Annotated in this window: 13 protein-coding genes; 9 read left to right on the plus strand and 4 right to left on the minus strand. The window is 51.0% G+C overall.

From position 1 onward, the window contains the following. The first annotated feature begins 11 nt into the window (after nt 1-11). Entirely contained in the window at nt 12-1655 is a 1644-nt protein-coding gene (gene malQ / locus DWY84_RS05565) for a 4-alpha-glucanotransferase (protein WP_118531600.1), read from the plus strand. A gap of 97 nt (nt 1656-1752) precedes the next feature. Here malQ and DWY84_RS05570 read toward each other — a convergent pair whose 3' ends face one another. Then, entirely contained in the window at nt 1753-2505 is a 753-nt protein-coding gene (locus DWY84_RS05570) for a hypothetical protein (RefSeq protein ID WP_118531602.1), read from the minus strand. Nucleotides 2506-2635: 130 nt separating this feature from the next. On the opposite strand from DWY84_RS05570, the gene DWY84_RS05575 reads away from it, so the two are divergent. The 5 genes from DWY84_RS05575 (at nt 2636) to pflA (ending at nt 10734) form a co-directional block, all read left to right on the plus strand. After that, entirely contained in the window at nt 2636-3295 is a 660-nt protein-coding gene (locus DWY84_RS05575; protein ID WP_347560773.1) for an HD domain-containing protein, read from the plus strand. Nucleotides 3296-3594: 299 nt separating this feature from the next. Beyond that, entirely contained in the window at nt 3595-4458 is an 864-nt protein-coding gene (locus tag DWY84_RS05580; protein ID WP_118531604.1) for a hypothetical protein, read from the plus strand. 161 nt (nt 4459-4619) lie between these two features. Continuing rightward, entirely contained in the window at nt 4620-7226 is a 2607-nt protein-coding gene (locus DWY84_RS05585; protein WP_118531736.1) for a cation-translocating P-type ATPase, read from the plus strand. Nucleotides 7227-7616: 390 nt separating this feature from the next. Continuing rightward, on the plus strand, nt 7617-9869 hold the full coding sequence (pflB, locus tag DWY84_RS05590; protein WP_118531605.1) for a formate C-acetyltransferase: 2253 nt from the start codon (nt 7617-7619) through the stop codon (nt 9867-9869). A gap of 118 nt (nt 9870-9987) precedes the next feature. After that, nucleotides 9988-10734 carry a pyruvate formate-lyase-activating protein gene (gene pflA, locus DWY84_RS05595; protein ID WP_118531607.1) on the plus strand — a complete coding sequence of 249 codons (747 nt, stop codon included), beginning with the start codon at nt 9988-9990 and terminating at the stop codon, nt 10732-10734. Between the two features lie 80 nt (nt 10735-10814). On the opposite strand, the gene DWY84_RS05600 is transcribed toward pflA, so the two are convergent. Both DWY84_RS05600 and DWY84_RS05605 read right to left on the minus strand, forming a co-directional pair. Further along, nucleotides 10815-11711, minus strand: coding sequence for a LysR family transcriptional regulator (locus DWY84_RS05600; protein ID WP_118531609.1), 897 nt, complete (start codon nt 11709-11711; stop codon nt 10815-10817). Next, nucleotides 11708-12697 (minus strand): LysR family transcriptional regulator, encoded by a 990-nt coding sequence (locus tag DWY84_RS05605; protein ID WP_178716268.1) that lies wholly within the window; start codon nt 12695-12697, stop codon nt 11708-11710. The genes DWY84_RS05600 and DWY84_RS05605 overlap by 4 nt, the downstream gene beginning before the upstream one ends. Before the next feature lie 261 nt (nt 12698-12958). Here DWY84_RS05605 and DWY84_RS05610 point away from each other — a divergent pair, with 261 nt between their 5' ends. The 3 genes from DWY84_RS05610 to DWY84_RS05620 are packed head-to-tail and all read left to right on the plus strand — an operon-like array spanning nt 12959 to nt 16072. Next, nucleotides 12959-14254 carry an SLC13 family permease gene (locus DWY84_RS05610; RefSeq protein WP_178716269.1) on the plus strand — a complete coding sequence of 432 codons (1296 nt, stop codon included), beginning with the start codon at nt 12959-12961 and terminating at the stop codon, nt 14252-14254. A 14-nt stretch (nt 14255-14268) separates the two neighbouring features. Then, nucleotides 14269-15168: an alpha/beta hydrolase gene (locus DWY84_RS05615; RefSeq protein WP_118531613.1), complete on the plus strand. Its 900-nt coding sequence runs from the start codon at nt 14269-14271 to the stop codon at nt 15166-15168. 1 nt (nt 15169) lies between these two features. Then, nucleotides 15170-16072, plus strand: coding sequence for an alpha/beta hydrolase fold domain-containing protein (locus tag DWY84_RS05620; protein ID WP_118531614.1), 903 nt, complete (start codon nt 15170-15172; stop codon nt 16070-16072). Between the two features lie 81 nt (nt 16073-16153). Here DWY84_RS05620 and nagB read toward each other — a convergent pair whose 3' ends face one another. Next, nucleotides 16154-16879: a glucosamine-6-phosphate deaminase gene (nagB, locus tag DWY84_RS05625; protein WP_118531616.1), complete on the minus strand. Its 726-nt coding sequence runs from the start codon at nt 16877-16879 to the stop codon at nt 16154-16156. Nucleotides 16880-17030 lie beyond the last annotated feature (151 nt).

A 17030-nucleotide genomic window follows, 5' to 3' on the forward strand; every position in this document is an offset into this window, starting at 1 on the left:
AGGAGCGGAGTATGAAACGGGCATGTGGTATACTGCTTCCGGTGGCGAGTCTGCCATCGGAGTATGGAATTGGAGCTTTTTCAAAAGAGGCTTACGCCTTTGTTGATCAGCTGGCTGCGGCTGGGCAGCGGTACTGGCAGATTTTGCCGTTAGGGCCTACTGGTTATGGGGATTCTCCGTATCAGTCATTTAGTGCCTTTGCGGGAAATCCGTATTTCATTGATCTGGAAACGCTGGTTGCGAAGGGACTTTTGACGAAGGCAGAATGTGACGCGGCGGACCTGGGAGCAGATTCGCAGGATATTGACTATGAGAAGCAGTATTTCCATCGATTCCCACTGCTGAAAAAGGCATTTGGAGCATGGAAAAAACAGCAGCAGGAGAAAGGCCGCAGCGAAAAAAAGCTGCAGGAATTTTTTGCGGATGCTCTTACAGAGGACACCAGGGAATATTGCTTTTACATGGCGGTTAAGAATCATTTTGGCGGGAAGAGCTTTCTTCTGTGGGATGAGGATATCCGTACCAGAAGGCCGGAAGCGCTGGAGCGGTACCGGGAGAGCTGCCAGGATGAGATCTTCTTTTATGAATTTTTGCAGTATGAATTTCAGGAGCAGTGGGCGAAGCTAAAGCATTACGCCAATGAGCACGGCGTGAAGATCATCGGGGATATTCCGATTTATGTGGCCATGGACAGCGCGGACAGCTGGGCGCATCCGGAACTGTTCCAGTTTGATGCGGAGGGTCAGCCGGAGGCGGTAGCCGGATGTCCGCCGGATGCGTTTTCGGCAACGGGTCAGCTGTGGGGCAATCCGCTCTACCGCTGGGAGCGCCATAAGGAGACCGGTTATGCCTGGTGGCTTGCGCGGATGGAGTACAGCTTCCGCTTGTATGATGTGGTGCGGGTGGATCATTTCCGTGGATTTGATGCCTACTATTCGATTCCGGCAAAGGACAAGACTGCGGAGTTTGGCCACTGGGAGAAGGGACCTGGCTATAGCCTCTTTAAGGCAATGAAGAAGCAGTTTGGCAAGCTTCCGATCATTGCGGAGGATCTTGGATTCCTGACTCCTTCTGTGCTGGAGCTGGTGAAGAAGACTGGATTCCCGGGCATGAAGGTGCTGGAGTTTGCTTTTGATGATGAGGGCGCCAGCAGTTATCTGCCGCACCGCTATCCGAAGAACTGTGTGGTTTATACGGGAACCCACGACAATATGACGCTACAGGGCTGGTATCACAGCCTGTCTCCGGCATCGAAGACGTTTGCGCTGCGGTATCTGGGCAATGCGTATACGCCGGAGGGGGAGATCCACTGGGATTATATCCGCCTGGCGCTGGCCAGTGTGGCAAAGCTGGCGGTGATTCCGGTGCAGGATTATCTGGGTCTGGGAAACTGGGCGCGCACAAATGAGCCATCCACCCTTGGAAAGAACTGGCGCTGGCGCATGAAGAAGGATGATCTGACACCGGAGCTGATTGCAAAGTGCCGGGAGATGGCGGAGATTTACGGACGGGCAAAGAAGGTTCAGGCAGATTTACCGGAAAAAGAGCGGGCAGATAAAGACACCCGGGAGATGCAAGAAGAGCGGCCGGCGGAAAAGGAAGAGAAGCCGACTGCAAAAGAAGAACGAAGATCCGCGGATGAAGCACCGCAGTAACGCAGTATAAAAAAGAAAAACGCACGGGTTACAGAGATGATGCTGTAATCTGCGCGTTTTTTGTTTGAAAAATAATGCTTCCATGACAATGGAAAGACTAATGAAAGGAAACCTGTGTAGCAGCTGCGGCCTGTGCGTCTGTGTCAGATGCGGCATTGCCGTTTTCCTCCGGGTCGACTGCGCCGCCCTCCAGGGTTTCTACGCTGCCCTCTTTGTGGGAAGTAAAGGTACCCTGTACCTCGTTGTCAGCCTTGTCGCGGGCGTAAATATGAAGTCCGGCCGGGTCCATCTCGAAGGAGAGGGTGTTGCTGGCGCGGTCCACGCTGGTGGGCTCTACGCGTACTCCGGCGGAATCCAGTGCGTAGATGGAATCAAAATTGATGCCGGACTGGCTGTCGGATAAGGTGATGGTAACGACGCCGTCCTTGATATCGGTACTGGAAAATTCCGGCGGATTATCGTCTAACACGTTTACGTGCTCAAAGACAGTGGCCGGCATGCCGTTTAAATTCACTACGGAAGACTCAATGGAGCCGTTTTTGTAAACGGTGGCTGTGTATGTACGGTGCCTGCCTTTTTCCAGTTCCAGCGGTTCACCATCTAATGTCATGCTGACGGATTTGGTCGGGAAAAATGACTTTACGGTCAGGACAACATGGGTGGAAAGGTAGTCGTTGGTGTCTTCTACCACAACGTCCAGCTTTGGCTTCGCGGTGAGACAGACAAATAGGATGCTGTTAAATACAATGAACGGGAGCACATAAAATAAGAGGATATGCGGCCATTCACTTTGTTTTTTTCTGCGGTACCGGTGATCACGGCGGGACGCAGATGGCTGATTCTGTTCCATAAAAAACTCCTTTTATCGCAAGGCAAAATGCCCGATGATCTGTCCATTAGCATAACAGAAAAACCACGGATTTACAAGACAACTTTTCTTACGATTCCATGAGTTATCCCCTTTCGGGAAGCCTGGGAGTATGGTAGAATGTAAATATCAGATGGTTGGTAACGCGGATTGCAGAAGAGGAGATGCTGCTGAAGCATGTTTTCAGGCAGAGAACGAAAGGTCAGCGGCAAAACGGTATATGAATGGGGATAAACAGATGATTCAGAAAGCGGCGCTATTTGCGGCAAAGGCCCATGAGGGCATGATACGGAAGGGAAGCAGGATTCCTTATATCTATCATCCAATGGAAGTGGCGCTCATTGTGGCGCAGATGACCGATGATCCGGAGGTCATTGCCGCGGCGTATCTTCACGATGTCCTGGAAGATACCAGTGTGACGCCGGAAGAACTGGAACAGAATTTTGGAAGCCGGGTATTGTCGTTTGTGATGGCGGAGAGTGAGGACAAGTCCCGTACCTGGCGGGAGCGGAAGGCCAGTACGATTGCCCATTTAAAACGGGCGCCGCGTGAGGTGAAGCTGCTCACGCTGGGAGACAAACTCAGTAATATGCGCAGCACCGCCCGCGATTATATGGTGATCGGGGATGAAATCTGGCAGCGTTTCAACGAAAAGCACCGGGAATGCCACCAGTGGTATCTGGAAGGAATTATGGATGGCCTGCAGGAACTGCGGGAACTGCCGCCATTTCAGGAACTGGAGCGGCTGTATCATCTGGTATATGAATCATAGAGAAGAAGCATCGGCAAAAGTCGGCACAGTTCATAGCATATATGAACCGTGTCGATTTTTGCGGCGAGGAGAACTATAAGCGGGCCGGAATGCGCTTGACGCGTGTTCCGGCCCGAAGTACAATGGGCATAAGAAACGCGGTGTGTACAGTCAGCAGACACACCGTTTCGCACAGTTCGCCGGTTCCGGCATGTGCAGACAAACCTGTCCCGTTCGTGACAGGAATTTCAGTATCAAAATGAGGTTACAGCTGTGTCATAAGGGAAGAGACAGCAACTTAATGTTTCAGGGGGATTTGGGTGACAAAAGAAAAAGCAAGGGGAATACAGACTGCGCTCTGGGCGGCGCTGGTACTGGTGCAGATGACGGTAGTCGGCGCGCTTCAGGTGCGCGCGGAAACTGTGCGGCGGGAGGTGACCTATGAAGCAGTGGAGGGAGAAGCGGAACTTCCGGATGAGATCACGGTTTCGGTGCTGGCCGGGAACGATGAGGAGCTGGTGCGGTGCCGGGCGGTGGATCAGGTGGAAGAGGATGCTTACTGGCGGGATGATTTTTCCTTTCCCATCACATTTTATGAGTATGGGGCGGGGGAATACCAGCTGGGGGAGATTATGGTAAAGGAATCGGAGCTGATAGATTTTTCTGAGCTGACTGAGCTGGCGCAGCAGTATGGAACAGAACTGCTCTCGAGCATGGGACTCTCCGAAGAAGAATACGAAGTGGAGGAGATTGGCTGGGCAGGAATGCCCTATGAAAATGAGGACGGTATTGTGTGCCGGGACGCGGTGGCCCGCGGAAGCCGGCTGTTGCGGGATTATCAGGTAATGTATGAAGGGACTGTGGATCCGGAACGATGGGAGAAGCTGAAACGGGGTGGCGCGCCGGGAGAACTGGACGAGGCTCAGATGCAGGAAGAATCTGCTTCGGAGAAAGCGGAGGAGACAGCCGGGGCAAAGGCGGAAACGGACGCGGCACAGCCGGAAGAGGTGGAGAAACAGCCGAAACAAAAGAAGTCCAGGCTACAGGAATTTCTGGAAAGAGTGACCAGGATTTTGCTGATTGCGGTGGGAATCGGGGCTATCTTCTTTTTTGGCGGACTTTTAGTGCTTGCGCTGCTTTGGATTTACCGGAAATTGCGGGAATGGCATGCGCGGAGCCGGTAAAAGAAAGGCTGGCAGCAGGCGGGAAAATAGGGTTTGCGTTTTAGCATATGAAACTGCAAACAAGTACTGAATGACCGGGCGTTTACATATGATAGAGCAGAATGGTTTCGGGCATGGGAAGAAGCGCGGAGCCTGAACATTTCCGGGAGCGCGGTGGCAGAATGAAAACATGGTATCAGATGACGGCAGAGGAAGCCCTGCGCGGGATGGAGAGCAGCCATGGTGGACTTTCATCCGGCCAGGCTGAGGTGCGCTGTGGTCAGTTTGGAGAAAATGTGCTGCAGGAGCATGCCGGAAAAAAAATCTGGCAGGTATTTCTGGAGCAGTTTCAGGATCTTCTGGTGTTGATCCTGATCGTGGCAGCGGCAATTTCTGTTCTTTCTGGCAGTGGGGAGAGTGCGGCTGTTATTTTTGCGGTGATCACCATGAATGCGGTATTGGGAACGATTCAGCATGAGAAGGCCAGAAAGTCTCTGGAGAGCCTGAAAAAACTGTCCGCGCCGGTTGCGCAGGTGCTGCGGGATGGAAAAAGCCAGGAGATTCCGGCAGCGAAGGTAGTGCCGGGAGATATTGTGCTGTTGGATGCCGGAAGCCTGGTGGCAGCGGATGGCCGTCTGCTGGAATGCTATAACCTGCAGGTGAATGAAAGCTCACTGACGGGGGAGTCGCTGCCGGTGGAGAAGCGGGCAGGGGTGGAAGATGTAGCAGGAATTCCCCTGGGAGACCAGTACAACATGGTCTTTGCTGGTTCGCTGGTGACGGGTGGCCGTGGCGTGTTTGTGGTGACGGCCACCGGCATGGAAACGGAGCTTGGAAAGATTGCCCGGCTCATGAATATGGCAAAGGAGAAGAAAACGCCGCTGCAGGTGAGTCTGGACCAGTTTAGTACCCATCTGGCGGCTTTGATTCTCGGAATCTGTGTACTGGTGTTTGGGCTGAGTCTGTACCGGGGAACCAGCGTACTGGAATCGCTGATGTTTGCGGTGGCGCTGGCGGTGGCAGCCATTCCGGAGGCGCTCGGTTCCATCGTGACCATTGTGCAGGCCATGGGAACGCAGCAGATGGCCCGGGAACACGCCATCATCAAGGATTTAAAAGCGGTGGAAAGCCTGGGCTGCGTCTCGGTAATCTGTTCCGATAAGACTGGAACCCTGACCCAGAACCGTATGACAGTGGAGCAGGTGCTGGTAGATGGAAGGGTTCTGCAACCCGGGCAGCTAAGGCTGTATGACCCGGTCCAGAGGTACTTTTTATATGGGGCAGTTCTGGACAACGACGCAGTGGTACAGGGGGACGTCTGCACGGGAGACCCAACGGAAGCAGCACTTCTGGCAATGGCTCTGCGGGCAGATGTTTCACCTGAGGCGCTGCGCCGGGAGATGCCGCGCCTGGGAGAACTTCCTTTTGATTCCGGGAGAAAGCGGATGAGTACGCTGCACTGGTGCGACGGAATCTGTGTCCTGTTTACCAAAGGAGCGCCGGATGTCCTTCTGGAACGAACTGACCAGATTCTGACAAAAAGTGGAGTAAGACCTATGACGCCGGAGCAGAAGAAACAGATTCGGCAGCAGAATGAGAGCTGGGCGGCCGGAGGCCTGCGGGTGCTGGCAGTGGCCTACCGGCCTCTGGAGCAGATGCAGGCCTGCAGCCTGGAACTGGAGGATTCCTGTATTTTCCTGGGCATAGCTGCTATGCTGGATCCGCCGCGGCCGGAGTCGAAACCGGCGGTGCTGACGGCAAAAAAGGCGGGCATCCGTCCGGTCATGATCACGGGAGATCATCCGGTGACGGCACTGGCGGTGGCAGAAAAGACCGGAATTCTGGAGGCCGGTGACCTGGCGGTGACCGGGCCTGGACTGGATCAGATGACGGATGGGGAGCTGGACCGGAAGCTGGAATATATCTCTGTTTACGCGCGGGTCTCACCAGAGCACAAGATCCGCATCGTGGAAGCGTGGCAGCGGCAGGGCAGGATTGTGGCCATGACAGGGGATGGGGTGAATGATGCCCCGGCCTTGAAAAAAGCGGACATTGGTGTGGCCATGGGAATCATGGGAACCGAGGTTTCCAAGGATGCGGCATCCATGATCCTGACAGATGATAATTTTGCCACTATGATCAAGGCGGTGGCGAATGGCCGGAATGTGTACCGGAATATCCGCAATGCGGTACAGTTTCTGTTGTCCGGCAATATGGCCGGCATTTTGTGTGTGCTGTATGCCTCAATTCTGGCTCTGCCCATGCCCTTTGCCCCGGTGCATCTTTTGTTTATTAACCTGCTGACAGATTCGCTGCCGGCGATTGCCATTGGCATGGAACCCCAGGAGGAGGGACTTCTGGACCAGCCGCCGCGGGATCCAAAGGAGGGAATTCTGACCGCCGCGTTTTTGCTCCGGCTTGTGCTACAGGGAATGCTGATTGCGGTGAGCACGATGACGGCGTATCATGTGGGGATGGATACAGGCGGAGCCGGGACGGCCAGTACTATGGCATTTTCCGCGCTGACTCTGGCCCGGCTGTTTCACGGATTTAACTGCCGGAGCAGCCATTCGCTTTTGAGCCTTGGAATCCGGAGCAATATGTGGAGTGTGATGGCTTTTGAAACGGGAACGCTGCTTCTGGCAGCAGTGTTGTTTTTGCCGGGGCTGCAGGTGCTGTTTGCGGTGGCAGATCTGAGCGCAAGGCAGCTGGCAACGGTGCTGGTCTGCGCCTTTGTGCCGACGCTGCTGATTCAGGCAGTGAAGATGTTGGGAGAAGCGGCTGCGTAGGGAGATAATATTTTAACAAAGAAGGAATACATTCAACAGAAAAATAGTCATTCAACCTAACAAAAAGGATGATTGTATAAAAACAGATACCTGGGATGTATTGAGAAAAAAACGCAAATATACCGCTTGCAATTTAGAAAAAATATGATATTCTATATGCAGGTCAGATGAATGGCCTGCTATAGAATGAATCGTTATGAATTTAACAAATCATGACGGTATTAAGGTATACAGAGAAGCTGCTGATCCCCCCAAAACAGACAGCGGCAGTTGACGGACAGACAATATGACTAATCAGATAGCAAAATATTTGAGAAGTTATATTTTTTTCTGGCAACTATGTATACAGTATGCAAAAACACAGTACAATTTTAAGGAGGAAAACACCAAATGACTAACTTTGATCAGTGGGATGGATTTGACGGCCGTCTGTGGAAAGAAGAAGTAAACACCCGTGATTTTATCCAGCATAACTACAAGCCTTACGAGGGAGATGAGTCCTTCCTGGCTGGCCCGACCGAGGCTACCGACAAGCTGTGGGGAATCCTGCAGGGTCTTCAGAAAGAGGAGCGCGCAAAGGGCGGCGTTCTGGATATGGATACCCACATTGTTTCCGGTATCACTTCCCATGGCCCTGGCTACATCAGCGAGGCTGATAAGGACTTAGAGCAGATCGTTGGTCTTCAGACCGACAAGCCGTTAAAGAGAGCTTTCATGCCGTACGGCGGTATCAAGATGGCTGAGCAGGCTTGCCAGAACTACGGTTATGAGCCGGATCCGGAGCTGCATAAGATCTTCACCGAGTACTGCCGCACTCACAACCAGGGCGTATTTGATGCTTACACTCCTGAAATGAAGAAGGCTCGTCACAATAAGATCATTACCGGTCTTCCGGATACCTACGGCCGTGGCCGTATCGTAGGCGACTACCGTCGTGTTGCTCTGTACGGTATCGATTTCCTGATCCAGGAGAAGCAGAATGATTTCGCAAACTGTGGCGATGGCGTTATGACCGACGACATCATCCGTCAGAGAGAAGAGCTGTCCATGCAGATCAAGGCTCTGAAGGATATGAAGGTTATGGCTCAGTCTTACGGCTACGATATTTCCCAGCCGGCTAAGACCGCAAAAGAGGCTGTTCAGTGGCTGTACTTCGGATATCTGTCCGCAGTTAAGACCCAGAACGGTGCTGCAATGAGTGTTGGCCGTATCTCCACCTTCCTTGATATTTACATTGAGCGTGACCTTGAGAACGGCGTGCTGACCGAGGCTGAGGCACAGGAGCTGATCGACCATCTGGTAATGAAATTCCGTATGGTGAAGTTCGCAAGAATCCCGTCCTACAACCAGCTGTTCTCCGGTGACCCGGTATGGGCTACCCTTGAGGTTGGCGGTATCGGCGTAGATGGCCGTTCTATGGTAACCAAGACCGACTATCGTTTCCTGCACACCTTAGAGAACATGGGACCGAGCCCGGAGCCGAACATGACTGTTCTGTACTCCTCTGCTCTGCCGGTAAACTTTAAGAAGTATGCAGCTCACATCTCCATCAACACCAGCTCTGTTCAGTACGAGAACGATGACGTGATGAAACCGGTATGGGGCGATGACTACTCCATCTGCTGCTGCGTATCTGCTACTCAGACCGGTAAAGAGATGCAGTTCTTCGGCGCACGCGCAAACCTGGCTAAGTGCCTGCTGTACGCTATGAACGGTGGCCGCGACATGAAGAGCAGAGAGCAGGTTGGTCCGGAGTTAAGACCGATCACCTCCGAGTATCTTGATTACGATGAGGTTATCCGGAAATACGATGTTATGATGGACTGGCTGGCAGGTCTGTATGTAAATACCTTAAACCTGATCCAGTACATGCATGATAAATACTTCTACGAGGCAGCTGAGATGGCTCTGATCGATACCGACGTCCGCCGTACCTTCGCAACCGGTATCGCTGGTTTCTCTCACGTAGTAGACTCCTTAAGCGCGATCAAGTACGCTAAGGTAAAAGCAATCCGTGATGAGGAAGGCATGATCATGGACTTCGAGACCGAGGGTGACTTCCCGCGTTACGGCAACGATGATGACCGTGCGGATGACATCGCAGTATGGCTGTTAAAGACCTTCCTTGAGAAGTTAAAGAAACGCCACACCTACAGAAATTCCGAGGCTACCACCTCTATCCTGACCATTACCTCCAACGTAGTATATGGTAAGGCAACCGGCAACATGCCAGACGGAAGAAGAGCAGGCGAGCCGTTATCTCCTGGTGCAAACCCGTCTTACGGCGCAGAGAAGAGCGGACTGTTAGCTTCCCTGAACTCTGTTGCAAAGCTTCCGTACGAGTGGGCTCTGGATGGTATTTCCAATACCCAGACCATCAACCCGGATGCACTGGGCCACGACGCTCAGGAGCGTATCGACAACCTGGTACAGGTTATGGACGGATACTTCGATCAGGGCGCTCACCACTTAAACGTAAACGTATTTGGTACCGAGAAGCTGATCGATGCTATGGAGCATCCGGAGAAAGAGGAGTACGCAAACTTCACCATCCGTGTATCCGGCTATGCAGTTAAGTTCATCGACTTAACCAGAGAGCAGCAGATGGATGTAATCTCCAGAACCTGCCACGCTAGCATGTAATTTACGGACGGAAGTCTGATAAAAAACACTCCGGGGGAAACGAAAATTTCCCTATACCGGAGTGTTTTTATTTTTCGGGAGATACTATAATCATAGAAACAATACAGGAGGAGAGTTCATGGAAGAGAACAAAGCACTTGTGGGTCATGTGCATTCCCTGGAGACCTTTGGGCTGGTAGACGGACCGGGTGTCCGCACCGTGGTATTTTTGCAGGGCTGCCGCATGCGCTGCCGTTACTGCCATAACCCGGAGACCTGGAGCATGTCCGGCGGCGAAGAATGGACTGCGAAGGATCTATTCAACCGTGTGTACCGTTACCGCACGTACTGGAAGAACAACGGCGGTATTACCGTCAGCGGCGGCGAGCCGCTTCTGCAGATTGATTTCCTGCTGGAGTTCTTTGCGCTGGCAAAGGCAAAGGGCATCCACACCACACTGGATACGGCAGGAAATCCATTTACCAGGGAAGAACCGTTTTTCGGTAAGTTCCGGAAATTAATGGAACTGACGGATCTGGTCATGCTGGATTTTAAAGAGATGGATGGCGTGCGCCATAAAGAACTGACAGGTGTTGCGAATGACAACATTCTGGATCTGGCAAGGTATCTTTCCGACACCGGAAAAGATATGTGGATCCGCCATGTGCTGGTACCTGGGCTCACCGACCAGGAAGATGATCTGAAGGCTATGCGAGGTATGCTTGATGAATTAAAGACCGTGAAAAAGGTAGAAATCCTGCCGTATCACAGTCTGGGACTGTTCAAGTGGCAGAATCTGGGAATCCCGTATACGCTGGAAGGTGTACCGGCTCCGACGAAGGAAGAAGTGGAGCGGGCCGAGAAGCTTCTGGGAATTGTCAGATAACCGGCTGACAGGTCATCCGGTTGTTGACCGGAAGAGCAGTTAAGCGGATAATCTGCTGTTTGGCCAGCAGGAGTAATCTGCTACAGTTCCTGGTATCGTTCTTCCAACAGTTTCCGTATGCAGGGGTAGAGTGGGTTCAGCGCCTGCTCTTCTCTCCAGACAAGCAGCCCTTTTACAAAAAATGGTTCCGGCAGAGGAATATGGAGCAGGTCTGCTTCTATTATATGAAACAGACTTTCCGGAAGAATGCTAAGTCCCTCTTTTTCGCAGCAGAGGCGTGCGGCTTCCTGATACGTGCTGGTTTTGACGATGTTTGGGCAGTCAGCCAGCCCGGTTTGTTCCATAGCTTGTTGCTGCAGGGATGGGAAAAGGGAAAAATTATCTTTCATAAAAACGCGGTCATACTTCCAGGAGCCTTTGGATTTCATTCTTTCGATTAGATACGTTTCCTGATACCGGGAGCGAGATGCGGCGAGAAGATAGGAATCCTGGTGAAAGATCTGCTGAATGCAGGGCTTGGAAAACATGGTCCGGGTATTTACGATAAGCAGGTCAACGACATCATTTTCCAGAAATTGCCAGGCATTTTCACAGTCTCCGGCTGTGAGTGTAAGCCGCGCCTGCGGATAAAGTTTCAGGACTTTTGGCCAGATGTCTTTCAGGAACATGTTTCGCATGGTGTATTCAATATAGATACGGACATTTTGCAGAGCAGTCTGCTTCAGGGAGGTTAAAGCATCCTGAAGCTCCTGCTCTGTTTTTGCAATCTGCTTTGCGGTCTCCAGCACGATTTTTCCGCGTTCAGTCGGAAGAATAGCAGATTTGGAACGCGCAAAGACCGGAAAACCAAGTTTTTCTTCAAAGATTTTCAGCTGTTGGGAAAGTGCTGGCTGGGAAAGCAGGCAGCGCGCTGACGCGCGGCTGATGTTCTGTTCTTCTTCAATGGCCAGAAGGTATTCGTAAATTCTGGAATTCATAAGCAGTCTTCTCCATATTCTCTCAGAATTTGTCTGGTGTTTTCGTCCGGACACAAAAATTCAGAATTTGCCTGGTGCAGGCGTCGGTATTCCAGATAAATAAAAAATTTTTCCATTGGGGTCAGAACATGCCCTTTGCGAAAGGCAAATCCTTCGAAAAGAGTGGGCATACCTGGAAGTGAAAAATAATGGAGCTGTGGAAGACCAAAAGCGCTTGCTTCATCCAGAAAACCGGCATAGCTTCCTTCTGCAAGCAGATGTTCGTTTGTCAGGCGATTGGAAGTTTTGAGCTGAATATTTAACTTCAGATGATTCTGTTCCAGAAAACGGCTGACGCGTTCCCCGATTACGGTTCCGATATCTGGGAGAATAAACGGAGCATCTTCCATGGCAGAAAGCTCTGAAACGGATAAGGCAGCAGGCGCGGTGGCAGTACCTCCTTTGTCATAGAGCGGGTGAAAACTGGGAATGCCAAGCAGGATCTGTTTCTGTTCAAGAGAGAAAAACAGGTAGTCGTATTTTCTTTGAAGTTCGCAGTCATCGATCATCAGAAGAATAAAATCCAGCTGATGGGCGAGAAGCTTTTCATGTAGAGAGGCAGATCCCTCGTTTGTCACCGAAACCTGAATGTATGGATACTGCTCCAGAAGATACGGATAAATATAGGCAAGCGCAGTGCCTCCACGGATGGGCGGAATTCCGAAACGTACTTCGTTTGGAGAATCCTGTTCCAGAAGAGTCAGCTTTTGATGAAGCTGGGATTGCAGCAGCTGGATCTTGCGTGCGCTTTTCAGATAAATCTGTCCGGCCTGGGTCAGGGTATAGCAGCCGGAAGAGGTGAGAAAAAGGCGGATCCCGGTTTCTTCCTCCAGATTTTTCAAGTAGCGGCTCAGCACGGACTGTGAGACATGAAGCGTCCGGGCAGCCTGGGAAAGTGTTTTATTTTCAGCGATGGCAATGAAGTAATCGTAGTGGAGTGTGTTCACGAGTCTCCTCCTGAAAAGCATCTGAGTTGCTGTCAGAAATACGGTGGAGACAGTAATTCCGCGTATGGACAGAGATGCTATGCTTTTTTCTTATAGTATTATGTTTAGTATATATTAGAAAATCCGAAGATTCAAGCGTATGATGGAACTATAAGAGGTGCTGGGTACGCATGTGTAAACAGTAACCTGTTGGAATCAGGCCTGGATTCAAAATCATTACGATGCAGTTTTCTTATGGTACAAAGGAGGAGGCAACAAATAATGAACACACAACTGATCATTACCTTGGCGGTGCTGGTATTCATGGCAGTATCGTTTATGGTGAGAAAAATATCATTCGGTCTGACTGGCATGATCTGCATGCTCGCACTGGCAGTGACCGGAGTCATAGATTTAAACACGGCGTTTTCAGGTTTTTCCAATAAAACCACAATTCTGGTTGCAACTATGATGCTGGTAGCTGGTTGTATCGGAAAGACAAGTCTGGTAAGCGTAATCCGCAAGCGGATGTCTTCCATTCAGGAGAAAAGCGGAATTTTCCTGCTTTTGGCGATTCTTGGTTTCACCATTTTATTGACCCAGCTGATCGGTATGACTGCCCTGATGTCTGTCATGCTGATGTTAGTCGTTACACTGGATGATGACAGCGATCTGGCACAGTCCAGAATTTATTTCCTGATCGCAGCGGTCAATGCAGCCTGGTTCGGACGTTTTCCGATCGGTATGGGTGCAACCCTGCCGATGATCCATAACTCTTACTATGAGGGGCTGGTAGCAGAGCATCCGGAATTCCTGCTTGGTGTATTTGACTATATGAAAGTGGGACTGATCCCGTCCATCGTGTTGACGATCTACTGCTTGTTTGCATGGAAGCTGATTCCAAAGACAAAGATGGACGTGAATGCGATGCAGCACACCAACAAAGATACAAAGGCATCCCAGCTGACAAAACGTCAGGAGCAGATTGTCTGGGGCGTATTTGGAGTCATCATGCTGGCATTTGTATTTTCTACCCAGCTTGGAAATCTGGTTTATCTGCTTCCGATCGCAGGCTGCATTATCCTGGTGCTGACCGGTGTTGTTTCCAGTCAGGAAGCTTCCTGCACACTTGCCGGTGACATGGTATTCTGCGTAGCGGGTGTTCTGGTTGTTTCTTCAGCGCTGAACTCTTCCGGTGCAGGTCAGCTGATCGGTGATTTTGTGCTGAAGCTTTTGGGAAGTAATCCGTCCAGCACCCTGGTTATTACGGTGTTCTGTGTTGTTACCGTGATTATGACTACGTTCTTAAGCAACAATGGAACCATTGCAATCATGACACCGATCGCAGTTTCGACGGCACTGGCCGGGGGCATGAATCCAAAGGCAGTTGTTTTGGTTGTATTCGGTGCATCCTGCCTGGCGATTGCATTCCCAACCGGATGCGCCGCAGCGATGATGGCATTCTCCATTGGAAATCATAACCCGATGAAGCTGCTTCGGTTTACGCTGCCGTTTTTGATCTTGGGATCTGTTTCCCTGATCATTTCCGCAAGTATTTTTTTCCCGGTTTACAGTTAAGGAGGTAAAGTGATATGACGAAAGAGTTGCTTCAGGAACAGCTTGAAATCCTGGATCGCACCAATATGCATAAAAACGCAGCAAAAGAACGCGTGATCCCGGAAAGCTATCTGGCTTACAAAAACCAGGTGGAACAGAAAGAGACGATGCTTGAGAGCCCGTCAACCGGTGTGCCGGTGCGGTGTGTGATCACAAAAGCAAACAATCTTGAGAAAGATGCCCCGCTGTTTATTAATCTGCACGGGGGCGGATTTGTCCATCCGCAGGATGGAGATGACGACCTGTTCTGCGCCAGGGTGGCAGCCGAAATCGGTGGAATTGTAGTGGATGTCGATTATGCGGTAACACCGGAATATGTATTTCCAACGGCGTTTGAGCAGGTCTGGGATGTGGCAGAATGGGCTTTTGCACATGCAAAAGAGCTTGGCGCAGACTCGAACCGGATTTCCATCGGCGGTCACAGCGCTGGAGGTGCGCTGACTGCAGCTATCTGCTTGCGTGCAGCAAAAACAGGAAACATGAAATTTGCGCTTCAGATCCTGGATTATGCGGCACTGGATAATGCAATGTCGTTTGAGCCGGGCGGAAATGAACGCAGCCGCGCGTTCTCCATGCTTTACTGCGATGGAAATGTACGTGTATTAAAGAGCCCATACTGTTCTCCGGTTTTTGCGTCCGGTGAAATGTTGAAAAATCAGCCGCGCACCTTGATCATCAACGCAGAGCATTGCCCGTTTCGGACGGTTACCGAGCGTTATGGACAGCGGCTGGCACAGGCCGGAAACGAAGTGGCATTTCGGCTTTTCCCGGGAAGTGCCCATGGATTTACCATCCGCATGACAGGAGCATGGTTAGAAGCCCAGGACCTCATCATACGGTATCTGAAAAAAGCAGAGTACAGGGAGGTAAAGTAAGATGACAGAGGAGAGAAAACAGGAAATTCTCGAAATCATAAGAAATACAAACCGGAGACCGGCACAAACCGGCAAACCGCTGTACCCGGAAGAAATTATGGCATATCCCAATCTTTGTGAAGAGATAGAAAGCATTAGCCGCACCGTGGATGGCTTTTCCTATCGCATGGATATTCTGAGGGCAAAGAACCGGGGAAAAAACTGCCCGCTGTTTATCAATATCCATGGAGGCGGATTTATTGGTCCGCACCGGGAAAACGATACTTATTTCAGTGCGTACATGGCAGATCAGATTCATGGAATTGCGGTAGATCTGGACTATACCCTTTCTGATGCAGCACCATATCCGGTGGCACTCCATCAGTGCATGGATGCGCTGGATTATGTGGCAGAGCATGCAAACACGTGGGGCGCGTCGGCGAAAGATATCAGCGTTGGCGGTTACAGCGCCGGCGGCGCCCTGACAGCAGCAATGGGAATCTGCTGTGCAGAGCGCGGCGGCTTTGTGCCAAAACTTCAGATTTTGTGTTATCCTCCGCTGGAATACCGTATCCCGGATCAGTACAAGATCGATGCTTACGACCGCCAGATTGGAATGGAGCGGTGCAAGGCATTTGCAGATCTCTACTTCGATGATAAGAAAGAAAATTTTGAGGATATTCATAATTCTCCGCTTTATGCGCCGAGAGAGATTCTGGCAAAGCAGCCAAAAACCCTGATTCTGTCCGCAGGTCTCTGCAATTTCCGTTATGAAGACGAAGATTACGCGATCTGCCTGGCAGACGCAGGTGCGGAAGTCATCTTAAAACGCTTCCCGGAAGCATCCCACGGATTTATTCCGCATTTCATGGATGGCTGGAAGGAAGCAGCTGACCTGATGGTGCGGGAAATCCTGGAAAAATGAGTAAATAATTTGAGCGTAAAACAATGGACCGTGGAAGTTGCCTTTGGTAATTTCCGCGGTCCTGTTACGTTAGGGATATTGCTATAATTTACTCATCGCAGCTTCATCGGCCACGATCGTGACATCATTATGCAGCTGCAGAATGGATGCCGGAACCTGCGGAGTGATAGGTCCGCAGATGGTGGCTTTTAATGCATCGGCTTTGTCTTCGCCGCTGACTACCACCAGAATCTTCCTGGCCTTCATGATGCTTCCGATGCCCATGGTGTAGGCCTGTCTCGGAACATCGTTTTCAGACTCAAAGAAGCGCTTGTTGGCATCAATGGTGCTTTCGGTCAGGTTGACGCAGTGGGTTTCGCGGGCGAAGGAGTCTGCCGGTTCGTTGAAGCCGATGTGGCCGTTGCGGCCAAGTCCGAGAAGCTGTAAGTCTATGCCGCCGGACTGGCGGATGATTTCCTCATATGCCGCGCAGGCTTTTTCCGGGTCCGGTTCCAGACCGTTAGGCACGAAGGTGCGGGTTTTATCAATGTTGACATGGTCGAACAGGTTGGTGTTCATAAAATAGCGGTAGCTTTGCGGGTTTTCCGGGCTTAATCCCTTGTATTCATCCAGGTTGATGCTCATAACCCGGGCAAAATCCAGATCGCCCTTGTTGTACCACTCGATAAGCTGTTTGTAGGTGCCAATCGGGGAAGAGCCGGTGGCCAGGCCTAATACACAGTGCGGTTTCATGATAACCTGTGCGGAGATGATGTTGGCCGCTTTGCGGCTCATGTCCTGATAGTTTTTTGCTTTGCAGATGTTCATAGTAAGTAATACCCCCTTATTTATATAAAATACCCCTTCCACCTTAAGTATATCGGTTTTTGGCGGAAATACAATAGAAAAAACAGTTTAGCAAAAACTATTGTAATTCTGCGCAGAGTCAACTATACTACGCCCATAGGGGGTGCATACG

Origin of the sequence: Clostridium sp. AF27-2AA (assembly GCF_003478505.1) — a bacterium.
Classification (GTDB): Bacteria; Bacillota; Clostridia; order Lachnospirales; family Lachnospiraceae; genus Brotaphodocola.

Bases quoted from the DNA above. Each gene is read 5' to 3' on its own strand.
- malQ (WP_118531600.1), top strand. From the start codon at position 12: ATGAAACGGGCATGTGGTATACTGCTTCCGGTGGCGAGTCTGCCATCG.
- DWY84_RS05570 (WP_118531602.1), bottom strand. From the start codon at position 2,505: ATGGAACAGAATCAGCCATCTGCGTCCCGCCGTGATCACCGGTACCGC.
- DWY84_RS05575 (WP_347560773.1), top strand. From the start codon at position 2,636: ATGGTAGAATGTAAATATCAGATGGTTGGTAACGCGGATTGCAGAAGA.
- DWY84_RS05585 (WP_118531736.1), top strand. From the start codon at position 4,620: ATGAAAACATGGTATCAGATGACGGCAGAGGAAGCCCTGCGCGGGATG.
- pflB (WP_118531605.1), top strand. From the start codon at position 7,617: ATGACTAACTTTGATCAGTGGGATGGATTTGACGGCCGTCTGTGGAAA.
- pflA (WP_118531607.1), top strand. From the start codon at position 9,988: ATGGAAGAGAACAAAGCACTTGTGGGTCATGTGCATTCCCTGGAGACC.
- DWY84_RS05600 (WP_118531609.1), bottom strand. From the start codon at position 11,711: ATGAATTCCAGAATTTACGAATACCTTCTGGCCATTGAAGAAGAACAG.
- DWY84_RS05610 (WP_178716269.1), top strand. From the start codon at position 12,959: ATGAACACACAACTGATCATTACCTTGGCGGTGCTGGTATTCATGGCA.
- DWY84_RS05615 (WP_118531613.1), top strand. From the start codon at position 14,269: ATGACGAAAGAGTTGCTTCAGGAACAGCTTGAAATCCTGGATCGCACC.
- DWY84_RS05620 (WP_118531614.1), top strand. From the start codon at position 15,170: ATGACAGAGGAGAGAAAACAGGAAATTCTCGAAATCATAAGAAATACA.
- nagB (WP_118531616.1), bottom strand. From the start codon at position 16,879: ATGAACATCTGCAAAGCAAAAAACTATCAGGACATGAGCCGCAAAGCG.